Annotated in this window: 19 protein-coding genes; 6 read left to right on the top strand and 13 right to left on the bottom strand. The window is 69.9% G+C overall.

What is annotated here, in order from left to right; translation table 11 throughout:
- Positions 1-27: 27 nt before the first annotated feature.
- Both E2170_RS03745 and E2170_RS03740 read right to left on the bottom strand, forming a co-directional pair.
- On the bottom strand, positions 28-1,446 hold the full coding sequence (locus tag E2170_RS03745) for a M16 family metallopeptidase (protein WP_132999286.1): 1,419 nt from the start codon (positions 1,444-1,446) through the stop codon (positions 28-30).
- A gap of 10 nt (positions 1,447-1,456) precedes the next feature.
- Positions 1,457-2,857 (bottom strand): M16 family metallopeptidase, encoded by a 1,401-nt coding sequence (locus tag E2170_RS03740; RefSeq protein ID WP_132999285.1) that lies wholly within the window; start codon positions 2,855-2,857, stop codon positions 1,457-1,459.
- A gap of 141 nt (positions 2,858-2,998) precedes the next feature.
- Here E2170_RS03740 and bla point away from each other — a divergent pair, with 141 nt between their 5' ends.
- Positions 2,999-3,874 carry a subclass B3 metallo-beta-lactamase gene (gene bla / locus E2170_RS03735; protein ID WP_132999284.1) on the top strand — a complete coding sequence of 292 codons (876 nt, stop codon included), beginning with the start codon at positions 2,999-3,001 and terminating at the stop codon, positions 3,872-3,874.
- A gap of 27 nt (positions 3,875-3,901) precedes the next feature.
- Here the strand turns inward: bla and E2170_RS03730 are convergent, their stop codons facing one another.
- Positions 3,902-5,266, bottom strand: a complete 1,365-nt coding sequence (locus E2170_RS03730) for a dicarboxylate/amino acid:cation symporter (RefSeq protein WP_132999283.1) — start codon at positions 5,264-5,266, stop codon at positions 3,902-3,904.
- 150 nt (positions 5,267-5,416) lie between these two features.
- Here E2170_RS03730 and E2170_RS03725 point away from each other — a divergent pair, with 150 nt between their 5' ends.
- Entirely contained in the window at positions 5,417-7,129 is a 1,713-nt protein-coding gene (locus tag E2170_RS03725; protein ID WP_132999282.1) for an alkaline phosphatase, read from the top strand.
- Positions 7,130-7,162: 33 nt separating this feature from the next.
- On the opposite strand, the gene E2170_RS03720 is transcribed toward E2170_RS03725, so the two are convergent.
- The 5 genes from E2170_RS03720 to E2170_RS03700 form a co-directional block, all read right to left on the bottom strand.
- Positions 7,163-7,471 (bottom strand): type II toxin-antitoxin system RelE/ParE family toxin, encoded by a 309-nt coding sequence (locus E2170_RS03720; RefSeq protein ID WP_132999281.1) that lies wholly within the window; start codon positions 7,469-7,471, stop codon positions 7,163-7,165.
- On the bottom strand, positions 7,468-7,740 hold the full coding sequence (locus tag E2170_RS03715) for a YlcI/YnfO family protein (protein ID WP_132999998.1): 273 nt from the start codon (positions 7,738-7,740) through the stop codon (positions 7,468-7,470). Before E2170_RS03715 ends, E2170_RS03720 begins: the two co-directional genes overlap by 4 nt.
- 91 nt (positions 7,741-7,831) lie before the next feature.
- Complete coding sequence (locus tag E2170_RS03710; RefSeq protein WP_132999280.1) at positions 7,832-9,163, bottom strand: peptidoglycan-binding domain-containing protein; 1,332 nt, start codon at positions 9,161-9,163, stop codon at positions 7,832-7,834.
- A 24-nt stretch (positions 9,164-9,187) separates the two neighbouring features.
- Entirely contained in the window at positions 9,188-9,379 is a 192-nt protein-coding gene (locus E2170_RS03705; protein ID WP_132999279.1) for a hypothetical protein, read from the bottom strand.
- Positions 9,380-9,681: 302 nt separating this feature from the next.
- On the bottom strand, positions 9,682-10,134 hold the full coding sequence (locus E2170_RS03700) for a CopD family protein (RefSeq protein ID WP_132999278.1): 453 nt from the start codon (positions 10,132-10,134) through the stop codon (positions 9,682-9,684).
- 72 nt (positions 10,135-10,206) lie between these two features.
- Here E2170_RS03700 and E2170_RS03695 point away from each other — a divergent pair, with 72 nt between their 5' ends.
- Positions 10,207-10,797: a class I SAM-dependent methyltransferase gene (locus E2170_RS03695; protein WP_132999277.1), complete on the top strand. Its 591-nt coding sequence runs from the start codon at positions 10,207-10,209 to the stop codon at positions 10,795-10,797.
- Positions 10,798-10,891: 94 nt separating this feature from the next.
- On the top strand, positions 10,892-12,202 hold the full coding sequence (locus E2170_RS03690; RefSeq protein ID WP_132999276.1) for a polyhydroxyalkanoate depolymerase: 1,311 nt from the start codon (positions 10,892-10,894) through the stop codon (positions 12,200-12,202).
- 13 nt (positions 12,203-12,215) lie between these two features.
- Here the strand turns inward: E2170_RS03690 and E2170_RS03685 are convergent, their stop codons facing one another.
- Entirely contained in the window at positions 12,216-13,136 is a 921-nt protein-coding gene (locus E2170_RS03685) for a sensor domain-containing protein (RefSeq protein WP_132999275.1), read from the bottom strand.
- A complete protein-coding gene (locus tag E2170_RS03680; RefSeq protein WP_132999274.1) occupies positions 13,136-13,516 on the bottom strand; it encodes a PadR family transcriptional regulator in 381 nt (126 codons plus the stop codon). Before E2170_RS03680 ends, E2170_RS03685 begins: the two co-directional genes overlap by 1 nt.
- 99 nt (positions 13,517-13,615) lie before the next feature.
- Between E2170_RS03680 and E2170_RS03675 the strand changes: the two genes are divergently transcribed.
- Both E2170_RS03675 and E2170_RS03670 read left to right on the top strand, forming a co-directional pair.
- Entirely contained in the window at positions 13,616-14,557 is a 942-nt protein-coding gene (locus E2170_RS03675) for a peptidylprolyl isomerase (RefSeq protein ID WP_425477824.1), read from the top strand.
- A 95-nt stretch (positions 14,558-14,652) separates the two neighbouring features.
- Complete coding sequence (locus E2170_RS03670) at positions 14,653-14,949, top strand: hypothetical protein (RefSeq protein ID WP_132999273.1); 297 nt, start codon at positions 14,653-14,655, stop codon at positions 14,947-14,949.
- A gap of 15 nt (positions 14,950-14,964) precedes the next feature.
- Here E2170_RS03670 and E2170_RS03665 read toward each other — a convergent pair whose 3' ends face one another.
- The 3 genes from E2170_RS03665 to E2170_RS03655 are packed head-to-tail and all read right to left on the bottom strand — an operon-like array spanning position 14,965 to position 18,674.
- On the bottom strand, positions 14,965-15,846 hold the full coding sequence (locus tag E2170_RS03665) for a DUF2785 domain-containing protein (RefSeq protein ID WP_132999272.1): 882 nt from the start codon (positions 15,844-15,846) through the stop codon (positions 14,965-14,967).
- A gap of 3 nt (positions 15,847-15,849) precedes the next feature.
- Positions 15,850-16,683 carry a DUF4349 domain-containing protein gene (locus tag E2170_RS03660; protein ID WP_132999271.1) on the bottom strand — a complete coding sequence of 278 codons (834 nt, stop codon included), beginning with the start codon at positions 16,681-16,683 and terminating at the stop codon, positions 15,850-15,852.
- The gene (locus tag E2170_RS03655; protein ID WP_132999270.1) at positions 16,680-18,674 is read right to left on the bottom strand and encodes an alpha/beta hydrolase family protein; all 1,995 of its coding nucleotides are present in this window, start codon (positions 18,672-18,674) and stop codon (positions 16,680-16,682) included. Before E2170_RS03655 ends, E2170_RS03660 begins: the two co-directional genes overlap by 4 nt.
- Positions 18,675-18,677: the final 3 nt, after the last annotated feature.

The following is an 18,677-nucleotide window of genomic DNA, read 5'->3' as shown; positions in this document are numbered from 1 at the left end:
GGGGGAAGATGCGGGCCTCCGGTGGTCTTACTCCACCTTGGTGAACTCGCCCCAGTCGGCCAGCTGCTCCGAGACCGCGCCACCGTCGCCGACGACGATGATGGTCTGCCGCTCCGGGGCGAAGTACTTCGCCGCCATCGCCTGTACCTGCTCCGCGGTCACCGCGCGCACCTTGGGCACGTATTCGCCCAGGTACTCCGGCGGCAGGCCGACCAGCCAGTTGGTCGCCAGGCTGGCGGCCACCGAGGCCTGCATCTGGTTGCCGATCAGGTAGCCGCCGGCGACGTAGCGCTTGGTGTCGTCGAGTTCGCTGGCGGGCACCGGCTCGGTGCCGATCCGCTCGTATTCCTTGAAGAACTCCGTCAGCGACGCACCCGTGACCTCGTTGCGCACGTCGGCCGAACCGCTCACGTAGCCGCCCTGCGCCGAGGACGTGGAGCCGGCACGGGCGCCGTAGGTGTAGCCCTTCTCCTCGCGCAGGTTCTGCATCACCCGGCTGGAGAAGCTGCCGCCGAGCACGGTGCCGGCGAGCTGCAGCGGGATCGCGTCGGGATCGTTCGCGGGCACCGCCGGGCTGGCCAGGCGCAGGGTCGACTGCACGCTGCCGTCGCGCTGCAACAGCAGGCGCTGCGCCTGGGCCTCGCGGCGCGTGGCCGGGGTGGGCGGGACGTCGGCGCTGGACGCCTTCCAGTCGCCGAAGACCTCCTCGGCCATGCGGAAGGCATCGGCGGCGTCGATCCGGCCGGCCACCACCAGCAGCGCGCGCTCGGGATGGAAGCGGCGTGCGTGCTCGCTACGCAGGACCCCGGGCGTGATCGCCATGATCGAGGCCTCGGTCTGCTGCGTGCGCGAGTACGGATGATCGCCGTACACCGCCTTAAGCAGGGCGCGGTTGGCACGGAAGCCGGGCTGCGCCTCGGCCGCCTTCAGCGCCTGCAGGGCATTGGCCTGGGCCAGCTTGACCTCGCCCTCCGGGAAGGACGGCGTGCGCGCCACTTCTGCAAGCAGCGACAGCATCGGGCTGGCGTTGGCGGCCAGCGCGTTGCCGTAGACCAGGGCGCCGTCGCTGCTGACCGAGGCGCCGACGCTGCCGCCCTGTGCCTGGGCGAACTCGGCGATCTCGCGGGAATCACGCTTCGCCGTGCCCTCGGCCAGCAGACCGGCCATGATCGAGGCGAAGCCGGGCGCATCGGGCGCATCGGCGACGTAGCCGGCGTTGCGCACCGCGAGCACGTAATCCACGCGCGGGATGCCGTCGCGCGGCACCACCCAGACCTCCAGGCCGTTGGCGAGGGTCTTCTTCGCGATGTCGGGCACGGGCAGCGGCTTGTCGGCCGCGTAGGGCGGCAGGTCCTTCGGCAGGTCGGCGGCAGGGCCGGCGACGGCGGCGCCGCAGGCCAGCGCGGACACGGCCAGGGCGAGCAGGGTGTGCTTGAAGATCGTCATGGTCGTGTCCTCAGTCCTGGGTCGCGCCGGCGTCGGCATCGGATGCGGCGGCCGCGGCCTGCAGCATGGCTTCGGGCTTGCGGTCGATCACCGTGCGGTTCTCGCGCGTGAGGTAGGTGCGCGCGGCGCGCTGCACGTCGGCGGAATCCACCGCCTCGATCCAGCCGGGGATGCGGTTGACCACTTCGGCGTCATCCCACATCAGCTGCAGCTTGGCCAGCGCGTCGGCGCGGGAAATGAAGGACTCCAGGCCGTTGTACCAGTCGGCGAGCATGCGGGTCTTGATGCGCGCGAGCGTGGCATCGTCCACGCCCTCGGCCACGACCTTGGCGATTTCCTCGTCGATCGCGGCAAGCACGGCGTCGGCATCGGTGGTCGGCTTGTACAGCGCGAACACGGTGAACAGCGTCGGGCCGTCGTACTCCCACTCGCTGGTCAGGCCGTAGAGCGAATCGACGTTGAGCGCCAGCTCGCGACCCTTCACCAGGCCCTGGTACAGGCGCGAGGCGTCGCCGTTGGCGAGCAGCGCGCCGAGCACCGCCATCGGCGCCTGGTCGGGGCTGCCGCGGTCGGGCATCTTCCAGGCGGCGGCGATCGCCGGCACCTGGGCCAGCTTGTCGCCCTGCTGGATGCGCTTCTCCTGCGTGTTCAGGCCCTCGCTGAAGTCCGGCGCCGGCGGCGTCGGGCGCGAGGCGATGTCGCCGAAGTACTTCTCCGCCAGCGCGAAGCCTTCCTCGGGCGAGATGTCGCCGGCCATCGACAGGATCGCGTTGTTGGGACCGTAGTAGTCGCGGTGGAAGGCCTTCACGTCGTCCAGGGTGGCCGCTTCCAGATCCTCGAAGCTGCCGTAGCCGTCGTGGTTGTTCTCCCACTTCTGGAAGGCCTGCATGCCGATGTCGATCCACATGAAGCCGCCGTAGGGCTGGTTCTGGACGTTGTTGCGGATCTCCTCCTTGACCACGTCCTGCTGATTCTTCAGCGTGCTCTCGCTGAAATCGAGCATGCGCATGCGGTCGGCCTCGAGCCACAGAATGGGCTCGATCGCCGAGGACGGCGCGACCTCGATGTAGTTGGTGAAATCGGCGCGGGTCGAGCCGTTGTTGCGCCCGCCGCCACCGGTGATGACGCGGTCGAACACGCCCTCCGGCGCATTGACCGAGCCCTCGAACATCAGGTGCTCGAACAGGTGCGCGAAGCCGGTGCGGTTGCGCGGCTCCAGCCGCATGCCGATGCCGTAGACCACGCTCACGCCCACCACCGGCGCGCTGCGGTCCTCGGAGACGACGACGGTGAGGCCGTTGTCGAGGGTCTTCGTCGCCACCGGGATGTCCCAGCGATCGGCGTCGGCGGCGAAGGCCGGCGCCACGAACAGCAGCGCGGACAGCCACGCCGTATGCCTGAGAAGCTTCATATGTCCCCCATCTCCCTCTGCGGGCGGACTGCGAACATACCCCGGAAACCGGTGCAGGTGGCCGGCCGGAAGTCATGCCCGTGGCCCGTGTCTGGGCATGCCGGGCGATACTGCCGCGCCCTCCCACGCCACCGGTGAACCATGACCCACCACGCCCTGCCCGCCGCACTGTCCCTGGCCCTCCTCCTGCCCGCCGGCGCAGGCATCGCGGCCGAGCCGCCGCTGCCGCAGCTCGAGGCCTACACCGTGCACGAGAGCTGGCGGCAGCCCATCGCGCCGGTGAAGATCGCCGACAACACCTGGCACATCGGCACCGCCAACCTCAGCGCGATCCTGGTGAAGACGCCGGCCGGCGCGGTGCTGGTCGACGGCGGCATGCCGCAGGCGGCGGACATGTTGCTGCGGCACATGGCGGACCTGGGCGTCGCGCCGGAGGACCTCAGGCTGATCCTCCTCAGCCAGGCCCACGCCGACCACGTCGGCCCGCTGGCCGAACTGCGCCGGCGCACCGGCGCGCGGGTGGCCGCCAACGCGGAGTCCGCGGTGCTGCTGGCGCGCGGCGGCAGCGACGACATCCACTTCGGCGACGCCATCACCTACCCGCCGGTGCAGGTCGACCGCCTGCTGCTGGATCACGAGGTCGTCGAACTCGGCGGCATGCGCTTCACGGTGCACTTCATGCCCGGGCATACGCCGGGCAGCATGGCCTGGACCTGGACCGACCACGAAGGTGGCCGCCCCGTGCGCATCGCCTATGCCGACAGCCTGAGCGCGCCCGGCTACCGGCTGGTCGACAACCCGCGCTACCCGCGCATCGTCGAGGACTACCGCCGCAGCTTCGACGTGGTCCGCGCCCTGCCCTGCGACGTGCTGCTGACGCCGCACCCGGGATCCAGCGGCCGCAACTACGCCGAACCCGCGACATCCAGGCCGATGGGCTGCGTCGAGTATGCCGACGCCTCCGAGCGCAGCCTCGAACAGCAGCTCCAGGCCGAGCGCGAGGGCGGCCGGCGTTGAGCCGGGCGACCCGCCCCCCGGGGCTGATTACGGTGAACCGCTGCGTTCCGGAGTCGATGCCACGTCAGCCGGGTCGCCGTCTTCGACGCCGACGTTGCTCGACGCCCGCTCATACACCTCGCGGTCGAGCAGCCCGGTCTGCTTCGCCACCAGCACCGGCACCAGCACCTGGCCGGTGACGTTGGTCATGGTGCGCATCATGTCAAGGATGCGGTCGATGGCGTAGAGGATGCCGATCGCCTCCAGCGGCAGGCCGGCGGCGCTGATCACGACCGTGGCCATGATCACCGCCGTGCCCGGCACGCCGGCGGTGCCGAAGCTGCCCAGCACCGAGGCCAGGGCGATGATGAAGTACTGCCCGGCCGACAGCTCCAGGCCCATGAACTGGGCGATGAACACCGCGCCCAGCGCCGGGTAGATCGCGCCGCAGCCGTCCATCTTGATGCTCGCGCCCAGCGGCACGGCGAAGCTGGCGTAGTCCTTGTTCACGCCCAGGTTGTGGGTGGCCGAGGTCAGAGACAGCGGCAGCGCTGCGAAGCTCGAGGAGGCGACGAAGCCGATCTGCATGGCCGGCGCGGCGCCGCGGAAGAACTTCAGCGGGTTCAGCCCGTGCGCCAGCAGCAGCCCGCTGTACACCACCACGATGTGGAAGGCGCAGGCCAGGTACAGTGCGATCACGAACTTGCCCAGCGGCAGCAGCTGCTCGAAGCCGTAGCTGCCCACCAGCGCTGCGATCAGGCCGAAGGTACCCACCGGCGTGGCTTCCAGCACGAAGCGAGTGACCTGGATCATCAACTCGCGCGACTCGTCCATCAGCGCGCGCAGGCGCAGGGTCTTTTCGCCCAGCTTCACCAGGGCGAAGCCGACCAGGCCGGCGAAGAAGATCACCTGCAGGATGGTGAAGTTGCTCGGCACGATGACGTTCTGGCCGTCAGCGGCCTTGCCGGAGCCCAGCGCGGCGAGCGCGCGGACGGGATTCTCGGGAACGATATTGATCAACACGTCCAGCGGGCCGGGCACATCGCGCTGGCGATAGTTCTCGGCCACCTGCAGGCCGGCCGCATCGACGCCGACGCCGGGCTTCAGCACCAGGCCGAACGCCAGGCCGACGGCCACCGCCAGCACCGCGGTGATCGCGAACCACAGGAAAGTGCGCCCCGCCAGCGCCGCGATCGAACGCTGGCCCGCCAGCGAGCCCACCGCGCTGACCACCGCGAAGAACACCAGCGGGATCGCGATCATCTTGATCAGGTTGACGTAGACCGTGCCCAGCGGCCCGAACCAGGTCTCCGCCGCCGGCCCCATCAGCCAGCCCGCGAGCGCGCCGAGCACGAAGCCGGCGGCCACGCGCTGCCAGAACGGGATCTTGAACCAGGCGGTGACGAGCTTCATCGGCGTCCACGGAAACGGCAATGCCGCACCTTAGCCCATGGCCCCGCCGGCCGCGATCACTGCACGCGGAACGCCGGGGTGTCATGTCCGGGACGCCGTGCCCGGCCATAATGCGCAGTCCAACGGCCGCACCCACCTCGCAGGAAACACATGACCCGCACCGCCCGCCTGTCCCTGCCCCTCCTCAGTGCCTGCCTCGCGGCCGCCTGCGCATCGCCTGGCGGCGGCGCCACGGCCTCCACCGCGGCCGCGTCGGGTGCGGCCGCGGCACCGGCCGCGATCCGCGTCGACGTGCCCGCCGTCGCCCACCCCGAGGGCGAAACCGCGGCCTGGTGGTACCGCAGCGGCGCCGCGCACGCGGCGGCCAACGGTGCCATGTCGGGGCGGGCGAAAAACGTGATCGTGTTCCTGGGCGACGGCATGAGCCTGACCACGGTCGCCGCGGCGCGGATCTTCGCCGGCCAGCGCGACGGCGGGCCCGGCGAGGAAAACCTGCTGTCCTGGGAGCGCTTCCCGGCCACCGCCTTCTCCAAGACCTACAACACCGACGCCCAGACGCCGGATTCGGCCGGCACGATGACCGCGGTCGCCACCGGCGTGAAGAGTCACATGGGCGCGATCGGTGTCAGTGCCGGCGACCGTCGCGACTGCGCGCAGTCGCTGGGCAACCGCGTGCAGAGCTGGCTGGCGCTGGCCGACGACGCCGGCATGGGCACCGGCATCGTCACCACCGCGCGCCTGACCCACGCCACGCCGGCGGCGACGTACGCCCATTCGCCGGACCGCAACTGGGAGCATGACGCGTCCATGCCGGCGGCCGCGCGCGAAGCCGGCTGCACGGACATCGCCAGCCAGTTCATCGACTTCGCGCGCGAACGCGGCGCGCCCCAGGTGGTGCTGGCCGGTGGTGCCGGCCAGTTCCTGCCGAACGAGGAAGTCCTGCCGGGCATCCGCGGCAAGCGCCGCGACGGCCGCAACCTGGTCGCCGAATGGCAGGCCCTGAATCCCGACGGGCGCTTCGTGTACACCACCCGCCAGTTCGAAGCCGCACGCGGCGCGCCGGCCTTGCTCGGCCTGTTCGAACTGAGCCACCTGCAGTACGAACACGACCGCGACCGCGGCCCCGACGGCGAACCCGACCTCGAGGCCATGACCCGCTTCGCGATCGAGTCGCTGTCGCGCCGCCCGGAAGGCTACGTGCTGCTGGTCGAGGGCGGCCGCATCGACCACGCCAACCACGAGGGCAACGCCTATCGCGCGCTGGACGAGACCGCGTCGATGTCGCGCGCCGTGCAGGCCGCGGTCGACCTGACCTCGGCCGACGACACCCTGATCGTGGTCACCGCCGACCACTCGCACGTGCTCAACTTCGTCGGCTACCCGCGACGCGGCAACCCGATCCTCGGCAAGGTGCGCGGCTGGGGCAGCGAAGAGGACAACGGCGCCGGCTACGCGCGCGACGGGCTCGGTCTGCCCTACACCACGCTCAGCTATGCCAACGGACCTGGCTACGTGGGCGCCAGCTCGTCGCAGCCCGAGGGCCCGAAGCGCCATCTTCACGAAGCGAAGAGCGTGCACCCGGCAAGCGGCCGTCCCGACCTCAGCGGCGTCGACACCACCGATCCCGATTACATGCAGGAAGCGATGGTGCCGCTGGCCTCGGAAACCCACGGCGGCGAGGACGTCGGCATCTGGGCCCGCGGCCCCGGCAGTTCCGCCTTCCGCGGCACCCTGGAACAGAACGTGATCTACCACGTGATCGTGCAGGCCACGCCGAGGCTGCGCGAGCAGCTGTGCGCGGCAGGCCACTGCGATGCGTCGGGCGTGCCGGTGGAGCTGCCCAAGGTCGACGCCGGCCGCTGACCGGCCTTCAGCGGCCTCGGCGGCATTCCCCGCTCAGTAGCGGTCGTCTTCCCGCTGGTGGCGCACGGCAAGCACCGTGACCGTACGCGCGTCCTCGATCTCGAACAGTGCCACGTAGCCCGCGGATCCAAACGGGATCACGACTTCCCGCAGCAACGGGCCTCCTCGCGCCGCTTTCCTGCAGCTGAAAGGCGTCGCCGCCAGCAGCGCCAAGCCGCTGTCGATGGCCGCAAGCGCGCGCTCGGCCAGGCTCCAGTCCCCGTCGGCCTGCTCGAGAAGGAATGCGAACAGCCGCTCAAGGTCGGCCCGGGCCTCGTCCGTGAACCGGACGCGGAAGCTCATCGCCGGTCTTTCTTCTTCGCCGCAGCGAGGTCATTCCGCAGCGCTCCCAGCACGTCGACCGCATCGTGGTAGACACCGCTTTGCTTCGCGGCATCCCTCGAGGCCAGCCCCCGGGCAATGAACGCCTCCTGGCTCTTCCGCAGCTGGATGTGCGCGCGCAGCGAGGCTTCGACGAAGGCGGACAGGGTTTCGCCTTCCTGCAGCACCTCTTCGGCGGCGTGGCGCAGCGCGGGATCGACGCGGAGCGATGGAATAGTGGCCGTCTTCATGACAACCCCGGATGCATTGCAATTGCGATGCATCATGCGCCGATCAGGGATCACGACACAAGCCCGGGATGAAACGCGCCCTGGCCCCGGCTCAGATGCCATGGAACATGCGGTGCGGGTTGACGGCCTCATGCTGGACAGGCAGGGCGGGCGCAGCGGCACCCGCCGGCGCGTCGGCCGTCCGCAGCCGCTGCAGCGAGGCCTCTGGCGAGATCGCCAGGGCCTCGGCCACCGACATCGAGACCCGGCGCTGGGCAGGGTCGTCCAACCGCCCCTGGATCACGGAAACGCGTTCGCTGAACCCTGCTGGCCCTACAGGTGCCACCAGCAGGTGATCGATGGAACTCAGGCGCTGCTCCGCGGCACGCCCCGCCAGGGCCAGCGCCAACCACTCGCCATTCGCACCAAGTGCGCCCCCACGGTTCGCGTCATGGTCACGGATATGGCTGCGGATCTGGTCCAGCAGGCGGAACTGGCCATGCCCCGACGGACGTTCCCCGTCGAGCTCGATGGCGGGAGGCGGCAGCAGCGGTTTCCCAAGCGCAAGATCGAGGGCGGCACGCCACGTGGGCGCGTCGATGTCCGCCGTCGGAGCCAGTCCATGATCCGCCTGGAACGACAGCACGGCGCCCTGCATGGACAGCCTGTAGATCCCGTCGACTTCGATGGGAACATCGCCAACCGCCCGGTACCCGCCAGCCACCAGCGCGCGCTGCACCATGGCGATGCGCTCGCCGGCTTCGCCGACGCGAAGCACGCCGTCGTCGACGACCGGTCGCGGCTCGACGCCCGCGCGGTGTGCGGCCTGCACCGGCAGGCGTCCCTCCACCAGGTCGCGCACGTAGTGGTCGAACTGCTGGTAGTGGCGCGTGTCCATTTCGATGTGGACATGTTTGCCCGCCGCGGCTGGAAGTCCGATCCTGTTCTGCGTGCCCAGCGACTGCCCGTAGGCGACATGCTCGCCCACCCCGACCGCGATCGGCCCGAGGTGGCGGATGCGGACGATGAGCGCGCTGTCTGCCGGATCGAGGATGTCGACCACGCCGTTGCGCGCGTCCACCCGGCCTATGACCCCGGCCACCGGCGCCGGCACGTCCACGCGCCGGCTGTCGGCAGTCGTGGGGTCGTCGAGGATGAAGTCCTTGACCAGCAGAACCTGGTCCGGGCGCAGGCCGCGATACGAGCTTCCACCCCGCACGGTCTGCAACTCCTGGAACTCTCCGCCCACCACGCCATAGGAACGCCGCAGCGGATTCTCGGCTTCGACCGGAACGCCTCCTTCAAGACGCGCGGCCTGATTGGATCCAGGATGATGCGTGACCAGGCTCTCCAGGTCGGTTACCGGCACGTTCCACTGGTCGCCCCTTGCATCGGGCCTTCCCAGCTGGCGCACCTGATAGTGCGTCGGCATCGATTGGGGCATCGGACTGTCCTTGTCCAGCGCGGATCACTTGCAGCGCGCGTACATCCTTGCGCTCTGCCCATCGTTCACGGCGAGGCGATCATCCTTCAATACGTAGATGAAGGGCTGCTCCAGCTCCGGCGGGCCCACGTCGGAGGTGGTCACGATGCGCCAGGTGAACGGCGACTCCGTCAGCAGTTCGGCCGAGACGATGTCTTCGATCTCTTCGTAGTTCAACCGCTGGCTCCGGGTGATCTCGAACCGGCTGTCACTGTCCGATGTTTCACCGGTATCACACGGCAGGTATGGCTCCCATACGCCCTGAAGCGGAGCCGGGAACGAAGCAGCCGATCCAACGGCAAGCGCAGAACCAGACAGGGCCAGCGCGAAGACGACCACAGCCCCGTGAACGAACGCCCTTCCAGGAATACGCACGACATCCTCCATGACATACGACTACAGACCCGGAGCCTAGCAGCCGTGCCAGAACCCGGGTATAGGACTAACCCCCGATCCGCCTGCCGCCTGTCCCGCCCGCCTCAGAACGGCTTCGCGATCACCAGCCACACCACCACCAGCAGGATCAGCACCGGCAGCTCGTTGCGGATCCGCAGCGCCTTCGCGGAGGGCAGGCCGCCGCCGCGGGCGACGCCCTTGAGCTGCCGGCCGTCGACGATGTACAGCGCGAACATCACCGCCACCAGCAGCAGCTTGGCGTGCAGCCAGCCGGTGCCGCTGCCGACCATGGTCGGGAAGTCCGGGATCACGCGGTAGCCCAGCCACAGCACCAGGCCGGCCACCACCGCCAGGCCGAACATGACGTGGCCGAAGCGGTACAGGCGGCGCCCCATCAGCAGCAGGCGTTCGCGCACGGCGCCGTTGCCGCCGTCTTCCACGATGTTGATCAGGATGCGCGGCATATAGAAGGCCGCGGCCACCCAGGCCATCACGAAGACGATATGTAGCGACTTGATCCAGAAATAGGTCTGCATGGCGTGGCTGTCCGGAGATTGGCTGCCTACAGGATCGCACGGAGGCGGCCGCAGCCGGTATCGTGCCCGCCCATGGACAAGACCTATGACCGCGAATACTTCGACCGCTGGTACCGCCGCGGCGGCATCGGCGGCCGGCAGCGTCTCGCGCGCAAGGTCGCGCTGGCGGTGGCGACGGCCGAGTACCACCTCGAACGCCCGCTGCGCAGCGTGCTCGATGTCGGCTGCGGCGAAGGCGCCTGGCGCGCGCCGCTGCTGAAGCTGCGGCCAAAGGCGCGCTACCTCGGCTTCGACAGCAGCGCCTACGCGATCGAGCGCCACGGCGCGCGCCGCAACCTGCACTACGCGCGCTTCGCCGACTTCGAACACCTGCGTCCCTGCCCACCGGTCGACCTGCTGGTCTGCAGCGACGTGCTGCACTACCTGCAGGCACGCGAGTTCGACCGCGGCCTGCCGGGCCTGGCCGAGCTCTGCGGCGGCGTCGCCTTCCTCGAGGCCTTCGCCCGCGAGGACGCCGCCGAGGGCGACGAGGACGGCTACATCGCCCGCCCGGGGGCCTTCTACCGCCGCCGCTTCGAGGCCGCCGGCTTCCGCGCCCTGGGCTCGCACTGCTGGCTGTCGCCTGCCCTGGCGCCGGGTGCCACGGCCCTCGAAGTTTCCTGAATACGCCCGAGCACCTCTCGACCAATGGCCACCTTCCGTGCACGGCCGGCTGCGTTATGCTGCAGCGCGCCAACCACAGGGGTCTCCGCCGCCGATGATGTATCAACTGCACGAGTTCAACCGCACCCTGCTCGCTCCCTTCACCGAGCTGGCGCAGGCCAACGCGAGGATCTTCGGCGCAGACGGCACCTGGCTGTCCTCCCTTCCCGGCGCCACCCGGGTGGCCGCGGGCAACGAGTTGCTGCACCGCATCGGCAAGGACTACGAGAAGCCCGCCTTCGCCATCCACCAGGTGGTCAAGGACGGTCATGACGTGCCGGTGGTGGAAAAGGTCGCGCTGGACAAGCCCTTCTGCCGCCTGCTGCGCTTCAAGCGCTACACCGACGACGCCGAGAACATCCTCGGCATGAAGGACCAGCCCACCGTGCTGGTGGTCGCGCCGCTGTCGGGCCACCACGCCACCCTGCTGCGCGACACCGTGCGCACCCTGCTGCCCGACCACAAGGTCTACATCACCGACTGGGTCGACGCGCGCATGGTGCCGAAGGAGGCCGGCGCCTTCACCCTCGACGACTATGTCGCCTACATCGAGGAGTTCATCCGCCACATCGGCGCCGAGCGCCTGCACGTGATGAGCGTCTGCCAGCCGACCGTGCCGGTGCTGGCCGCGATCTCGCTGATGGCCTCGCGCGGGGAGCCGGTGCCGCGCTCGATGGTGATGATGGGCGGCCCGATCGACACCCGTGAATCGCCCACCGCGGTCAACAACCTCGCGGCGAAGAAGCCGCTGTGGTGGTTCACCAGCAACCTGATCCATGTGGTGCCGCCGAACTACCCCGGCCGCGGCCGCCGCGTGTATCCCGGCTTCCTGCAGCACACCGGCTTCGTGGCCATGAACCCCGAGCGCCATTTCATGTCGCACTGGGATTTCTATCAGGACCTGGTCAAGGGCGACCAGGAGGATGCCGCTTCGCACCGCAAGTTCTACGACGAGTACAACGCGGTGCTGGACATGCCGGCGGAGTACTACCTCGACACCGTGCGCGTGGTGTTCCAGGAGCACCTGCTGCCGCGCGGCCTCTGGGACGTGGCCGGCGAGCGCGTCGACCCGTCGGCGATCGAGGGCTGTGCGCTGATGACCATCGAGGGCGAACTCGACGACATCTCCGGCCTCGGCCAGACCCGCGCCGCGCACGACCTCTGCACGGGCGTGGCCGGTGCCGACCGCGAACACCTGACCGTCGAGGGCGCCGGCCATTACGGCATCTTCAGCGGCCGCCGCTGGCGCACGAAGGTGTACCCGAAGGTGCGCGACTTCATCGCGAAGCACGATGCCGCGCCCGCCAAGCGCGCCAGGCCCGCGCGCGCCGCGAAGCCGGCACGCACGGGCACGAAGCAGCGCTGACCTGAGTGACCGCTCAGGCGTACTGGGCGGTCTTCACCAGCAGGTGCTTGGCGAGCAGGCCGTGGCCACGGCCGATCAGGCGCGCCAGGTGCAGGGTGGCGAACAGCAGCAGCACGCCGGCCAGCAGCATCAGCACCAGCTCCCAGCCCGCCAGCGGAACGCCGTTGATGCCGACCAGCACCAGGTCGTTGCTGTCGACCCAGTGGTCGGTCATGCCGGTCCACACCGCGATCGGCGCCAGCACGAAGCAGATCCCGAGCAGCAGCAGGGTCGTGGCCAGCGTGAAGTAGGCGATGCCCAGCGGCAGCATCAGCAGCATGTACAGCAGCGTGCTCCAGGTGCGCGGATCGGTGAACATGTCGCCGATGCGCTGCCAGATGCTGCGCCCGCGCACGGTGTACAGCGGCCGCCGCGGCATGCGCTCGCCCAGCATCACTTCCACGATCCGGCCTTCGACCAGCGACAGGACGCGGATCGATCCGAAGAACAGGATCAGCAGCGGAATGCCGACGATCGTCACCGACAGGCCGGCGGCGGTGGAGAAGCCCGCCACCACCCAGGTGAAGTAGAAGACGCCGGTGGCCAACGCCAGCACCATGTAGAACAGCGACCCGTAGGTCCGCGGATCGGCGACCACGCCGAAGAAACGACCCAGCGCCGAGGCACGCCGCGGCGGCGCCGGCGCGCGCAGCGCGGTCTGCACCGTCACCTCGGTATCGCGATAGATGTCGGCGACCTCGTCGGGCGCGCCGTAGCTGGACGCGACGGTGGCGATGACCTCGGCTTCCGACTTGCCGGGGTTCTCCGCGAGCTCGGAGCGCAGGTACTCCTCGGCGTCGTAGAGCGCGTCCTGGATCATCGCCGGGTCGGCGCCGGCCAGTGCGCGCCGCAGCTGCTCGAGGTATTCGGGGATGGTGCGCGGCAGGGTGTTCATCACGGGGTCCCCTCCAGGACGGTGTCGACGGAGTCGCGGGTCGCGCGCCAGGCGGCGGCCCATTCGCGCAGGGCGTCGTGCCCGGCGCCGGTGATCTCGTAGTAGCGCCGCGGCGGGCCGGCATCCGATGGCCCGACGTGGCTGGACAGCAACGCCGCGGCCTCCAGGTTGCGCAGCACCGGGTACAGCGCGCTCTGCTTGCCGCTGAGCACCCCGTCGCCGAAGCGCTCCAGGGTCTTGGCGATCTGGTAGCCATACATCGGCTCGGCGGCGCGCGACAGGACGGCCAACAGGGCCAGGGCCACCACGCCCGAGCTCAGTTCGCGCTGGAACTTGCGCAGGGCGGCTTCGATGTCCGGCGGTGGCGGCTGTTCGACCATGCCCGCAGACTAGTACGAACTTCCATATAGCGAATGTGCCGATAGTCAGCCCGGCGACCGGATGGGCAACAATCGGGGCATCCCGACCGGAGTCCCGACGTGTCCCGAAGCCACCGCATCCGCCTGCTGCCCCTGTGCGCCGCCCTGCTCTGCGCCGCCACCGCCACCGTCGCGATCGCCGCCGAGCCTGCCGACAGCGCCACCGCCGAGCGGCCGAAGACCACCCAGGAGTTGCTCGATGCCTCACTGCCCACCGACTGGCGCCGTCCGGACCCGGCCAACACCCTTTACATGGAACTCGACGGCGGCCGCGTGGTGATCGAACTCGCGCCTGACTTCGCGCCGGAGCACGTGGCCAACATCCGCACCCTGGCGAAGGAAGGCTTCTGGGACGGCCTGACGATCTACCGCTCGCAGGACAACTTCGTGGTCCAGTTCGGCGACCTCACCGACGAGGGCGAAACGCCGAAGCCGATCGGCAGCGCGAGGGCGAAGCTCCCGGCCGAGTTCTCGCGCCCGGCCGAAGGCCTCGCCTTCCACGCCCTGCCCGACCGCGACGGCTGGGCGCCGGAGACCGGTTTCGCCGCGGGTTTCCCCGCCGCGCGCGACCCCGCCGAGGGCCAGGCCTGGATGGCGCACTGCTACGGCACCCTCGGCGCAGGCCGCGACATGGCTGCCGATTCCAGCAACGGCACCGAGCTGTACGTGGTCACCGGCCAGGCCCCGCGCCAGCTCGACCGCAACATCACCCAGGTCGGCCGCGTGCTGCAGGGCATGGAGCTGCTGAGCGTGGTGCCGCGCGGCGCCGGCCCGATGGGCTTCCACGAGGAGGCCTCGCGGCGCGTGCCGATCAAGGCCATCCGCCTGGCCTCCGAGGTGCCCGCGGCCGAACGCAGCGACCTCGAGGTGCTGCGCACCGGCACCCCGCTGTTCGACGCCGTGGTCGAATCGCGCCGCAACCGCCGCGACGACTGGTATCTGCATCCGGCCGGGCACATCGACCTGTGCAACATCACGGTGCCGGTGCGGGACGCGGAATGAAGGTGGCCGCCATCACGCGGCGTTAGCCGGCGGCTTCCTAGCCTGCGGGCGTGCTTCCCCCCTCCGCCACAGGCCGCCCACAAGAGGATCCCCCGATGGCCCTGCTCCGCATCCGCCTCACCGGCAGCGACGACACCGCGCGCGCCATCATCAACCTGCTGCAGAGCCTTGACGGGATCGAGCACGTGGAGGAGATCGACGACCTGATGCCCCAGCTCGACGACGCCGACTCCAGCTCCGCCGGCCTCAGCGACGTCGACGGCCCGCAGGGCCACACCATCGAGATCGACGCACCCAACCCCTCGACCGCACGCCGCGTGCGCGAGGCGGTGGAGGCGCTGGCCTTCGATCTCGATGCACTGGTGGAGTTCGACGAGGAAGACGAGGACTGAAACCTCGCGCAGCGCTCAGGGAATAGCCTTGAGCGCGGCGTCGGCGGCCGGTTTCAGCGCACGGACGGACTCATTGCCGGAGCGGTCAGCCGCCACGTACACGGCCTGGAGGAAGGCCACCAGGTCATGCCTGCGCGCCAACCAGCCGTCGTCGGCATGGGCCAGCGCCGCGTCACCCAGCCCCGGCGGCAGCGCCGCGAACCATGACTGCCACTCCGTCCCGGTATGCAGCCCGCGCGCGGCCACGTAGAGCACCGGCCGCGCGAGCCGTGCGGGTTCGTCGAACACATAGGCATGCGCTGACTCCGGCACGACCTGCGTGGCGACCGCAGCGAGGATGCGGTCCAGCTGACCACGCTCCAGCGCCGGATTGAGTACCAGTTGCATCAGCCAGTCGGCGCCGTGCGCGACGCCATGGCGCCAGCCTGCGTCGTTGTCATGGCCGCGATAGTCGCGGACGCCCGCGACGTAGTCGGTGGCCCTGTCGAGCATCCCGTCGCGTTCGGCCGGATCCATCCACGGCGCCACGCGGTCGGTACGGGCCACCTCGGACAGCACCAGTACGGCGAAGGGGCGCGCGAAGCCGTCGCCCTCGGGACCGTCGAGCGCTTCGTACAGCGCCTCGCGCAGCGTGCGCAGGCCCTCCGCGTCGAATGCGCCGGCGCGCATCCAGTCGGCGATCAGCCCATAGGCGATGCCGTCGCGCAGCGAGGGCTCGGGGTGACCCAGGCAGTCGACCAGCTCCACCGCGAGTGCGAGGCGTCCGCCCTCGTCGACGACCGCCGCGCCTTCCGCCTTGAGCACCTGCAGCGAGGCCTCGTCGTGGCCGGCCGGCGGGCACGCGGCCTGTGCACCTCCGGCGAGTGCGAGCAGCGCCACCAGCAGCGGAGCGCGCATCGCTCAGCGCTTCCCGCGGCGGCGCAATCGGCGGATCACCAGCACCAGCACCGCGAACACCGCCAGCACCGGCAGCAGGAATGCCGCCGCCCGGATCGTCCACGCCGTGCCGCTGGCGAGGATGCCGCCGAAGTCGCGCAGTGCGCGCGAGACCTCGCCCTGCGCCTCCTGGCTGCGGGTGGCGCTGAAATTGAAGGTCAGCAGCTGGGTGTCGATGCGGCGGCGGTGCTGCGCGGCCTCGCGCTCGGCGGCTTCGAGCTGCGCCTCGGTAGCGGCCAGGCGCTCGGACAGAGCGATCATGTCGGCCACGGCCAGGTCGCGCCGGGCCTGGAAGCCGTTGAGGCGCTCCAGTTCCTTGCGCAGCCGCTCCTGCGCCAGCGTGTTGTCGCGCACGGCCACGGCCAGGTCCTCGGCGCGGGTGCTGCGGCTGCCGATTTCGGCGCCACCGCTGGCCAGGGCGATCATCGGCTCCACGCCGGCGGGCACGATGCGCACGCCGATGCTGCCGCCGGGATGGTCGCCGCCCTGCTGCCAGACGTTGAGCACGGCGCATTCGCCGAAGCGGCCGTCGTTGCAGGCGGCCTGCAGCGCCCCCACGCGCGCCGCCATGTCGGCGGCGGCCAGCGAGATGCCGACGGTGTGCTCATAGGCCAGGTAGCTGGCGATGCCGCCGTCGGCTGCGGCCTGTGCCGCTTCGCGCGAAGGCGGCGCGCCGGCTGGCATGTCGAGCGTCGCCACCTTCTCCGAGCAGGCCGCAAGCAGCCACAGGCATGCCGCGAACCCGCCGAGGCGGGCCGGATGCAGCAGGCCGGTGCCGGAACGACGGCCGCCGCTCATGGCAATCCTCCTTCACTGCTTTCCACGGCGGTGGCCACTGCGGCCACCGGGAGATGCCGGCCGAGGAAACCCAGGACGCGGGTGTAGTACTCGCGTTCGCTGCGGTCGTCGTGGAAACCGTGCGTCTCGTCCCCGGCCAGGTACCACTCGTAGCGCTTGCCCGCCTTGTCCAGCTCGCGCCGCATGATGCGCGCGTGCTCGGGCGGCACGCGACGGTCGCGTCCGCCCTGGACGATCAGCAACTCCGCACGTATCGCTGCGGCATGATTGCTGGGCGAATCCTCGCGCAGCCGGGCGCGATCGGCGCCGATGTACCTGTCCAGCATCAGTTTGCCCATGCGCGAATCCTTGGTGTCGCCCCACTTGTACATCGTCGGGAGGTCATACGGGCCCGCCATGCCGATCGCACAGCGGAACATGTCCGGCTCGCGCACGCTCGCGAACAACGCCGCGTACCCGCCGTAACTGGCACCCCAGATGCAGGCCCGGGTCGGCGAAACCCCGGCCCGTGCCTGTGCCCAGCGGGTGCCGTCGATGATGTCGTCGATCATTCCGCGTCCCCACTGCAGGTAACCGGACTCCATGAAATCGCGGCCTCGGCCGGACGAGCCACGGAAGTTCACCTGCATTACCGCATAGCCGTGCGCGGCCAGCATCTGGACCTCCGGATCGAACCCCCAGCCGTCGCGGACGCCGAACGGCCCGCCATGCACCAGCACCACCAGCGGCGCCCCGTCCGCGGCCGGCTGAAGCGGCAGGGTCAGGTAGCCGTCGAGCTCGCGGCCATCCCGCGCAGCGAACACGACCGGTTCCACGGCAGCCAGCATCGCGCGGTCGATCCATTCGCGATGCTCGATCAGGCGGCTCATCTCGCCGCTGACGATATCGAGCAGGTAGTAGCGACCGGGCTCGCGATCCGCGGTCACGACGACCACCACCAGGCGGCCGTCGCGGGTGGAGCTGGTCACGTGCACGTGCTTCCCGGCGAATTCCTGCTCGAGCTCCCGATACAGCCGGACATGCGGGTGCTGCTCGTTGAAGTAGCGGATCTCCTGGGTGCCGCGGCCATAGCGGACGCCGATCACTTCGCGCTGGTCGAACGATCGCACCAGGCCCGCAGGATCCATCACCGGATCGCTTGCCACGATGGAGCGCCGGCCATCGGAAAGATCGATGCGCTCGATGACGTCCGGGCCCGAACGGCGCTCCGACCACAGGTAGCCATGCCGCATCTCGTAATCCACGCCCACCGGATGGACCTCGACCCCGCTCACGGCCTGGTCGTTGATCGGCATCCAGGCGTCGCCGCGGCGGAGGAAAGCGAGTTGGTGACCATCCCAGCTGGTCGTCCAGCTGAAGACCGGGTTTCCCATGCGATCCACCATGAAGCGCGCGTTGCGCTCGGGGCCGTCGACAATGTCGCGCGGCTTGCCCCGCGACAGCACCCCGATCTCACGCAGGCGGGTCGAACACCCTTTCCTGGTCTCGCTCACGCACTCGACGACAACCACACGCTCGGGGTCGTGGGTCATGGCATCGACGATCCAGCCGTGGAAGGCACGCCGGTTGCGGCCGTCGACGTCCATGACCTGCAGCGACGACATCGCATAGGGTTCGGCGCGATGGCCGACCCGCTTCGACCACGAGGCAAGCACGCGTTCGTCGCCGATCCAGACGACGTTATCGATGAAGCCATCCTCCCCCGCACCCATGGTCGCGGTGATGGTGCGGTCGGCACGACGCATGATCGCCAGCACGGTGCGATCCGGGAACGGCATGCGCAGGGCCAGGTAGTCCCCCTTGGGGGATATCTGGACGTCCTCGAACTCGGCGCGCCGCAGCAGGTCGTCGACGCCCGGCGTTGCCGCCACGGCCTGCCCCGCCAGAACCCACCCCACCACCAGTCCCGCCAGTGCCCGACGCCACGATCCCTTCATGGATGCCCCCTTTTCCGTGGCGCAGAAGGTAAACCATCGGCCCGGGCGCGGCACCTC

The sequence above is a fragment of the Luteimonas arsenica genome (assembly GCF_004352825.1).
In the GTDB taxonomy this organism is placed as follows: Bacteria; Pseudomonadota; Gammaproteobacteria; order Xanthomonadales; family Xanthomonadaceae; genus Luteimonas; species Luteimonas arsenica.
This window is presented reverse-complemented; position numbering and strand designations above follow the sequence as displayed.

What these genes read in the sequence shown, in the direction of transcription:
- E2170_RS03715 (WP_132999998.1), bottom strand. Translation starts at nt 7,740, where the DNA reads ATGAAGACGGCCACTATTCCATCGCTCCGCGTCGATCCCGCGCTGCGC.
- E2170_RS03740 (WP_132999285.1), bottom strand. Translation starts at nt 2,857, where the DNA reads ATGAAGCTTCTCAGGCATACGGCGTGGCTGTCCGCGCTGCTGTTCGTG.
- E2170_RS03670 (WP_132999273.1), top strand. Translation starts at nt 14,653, where the DNA reads ATGGCCCTGCTCCGCATCCGCCTCACCGGCAGCGACGACACCGCGCGC.
- E2170_RS03725 (WP_132999282.1), top strand. Translation starts at nt 5,417, where the DNA reads ATGACCCGCACCGCCCGCCTGTCCCTGCCCCTCCTCAGTGCCTGCCTC.
- E2170_RS03710 (WP_132999280.1), bottom strand. Translation starts at nt 9,163, where the DNA reads ATGCCCCAATCGATGCCGACGCACTATCAGGTGCGCCAGCTGGGAAGG.
- E2170_RS03685 (WP_132999275.1), bottom strand. Translation starts at nt 13,136, where the DNA reads ATGAACACCCTGCCGCGCACCATCCCCGAATACCTCGAGCAGCTGCGG.
- E2170_RS03745 (WP_132999286.1), bottom strand. Translation starts at nt 1,446, where the DNA reads ATGACGATCTTCAAGCACACCCTGCTCGCCCTGGCCGTGTCCGCGCTG.
- E2170_RS03660 (WP_132999271.1), bottom strand. Translation starts at nt 16,683, where the DNA reads ATGAGCGGCGGCCGTCGTTCCGGCACCGGCCTGCTGCATCCGGCCCGC.
- E2170_RS03720 (WP_132999281.1), bottom strand. Translation starts at nt 7,471, where the DNA reads ATGAGCTTCCGCGTCCGGTTCACGGACGAGGCCCGGGCCGACCTTGAG.
- E2170_RS03690 (WP_132999276.1), top strand. Translation starts at nt 10,892, where the DNA reads ATGATGTATCAACTGCACGAGTTCAACCGCACCCTGCTCGCTCCCTTC.
- E2170_RS03695 (WP_132999277.1), top strand. Translation starts at nt 10,207, where the DNA reads ATGGACAAGACCTATGACCGCGAATACTTCGACCGCTGGTACCGCCGC.
- E2170_RS03665 (WP_132999272.1), bottom strand. Translation starts at nt 15,846, where the DNA reads ATGCGCGCTCCGCTGCTGGTGGCGCTGCTCGCACTCGCCGGAGGTGCA.
- E2170_RS03680 (WP_132999274.1), bottom strand. Translation starts at nt 13,516, where the DNA reads ATGGTCGAACAGCCGCCACCGCCGGACATCGAAGCCGCCCTGCGCAAG.
- bla (WP_132999284.1), top strand. Translation starts at nt 2,999, where the DNA reads ATGACCCACCACGCCCTGCCCGCCGCACTGTCCCTGGCCCTCCTCCTG.
- E2170_RS03730 (WP_132999283.1), bottom strand. Translation starts at nt 5,266, where the DNA reads ATGAAGCTCGTCACCGCCTGGTTCAAGATCCCGTTCTGGCAGCGCGTG.
- E2170_RS03700 (WP_132999278.1), bottom strand. Translation starts at nt 10,134, where the DNA reads ATGCAGACCTATTTCTGGATCAAGTCGCTACATATCGTCTTCGTGATG.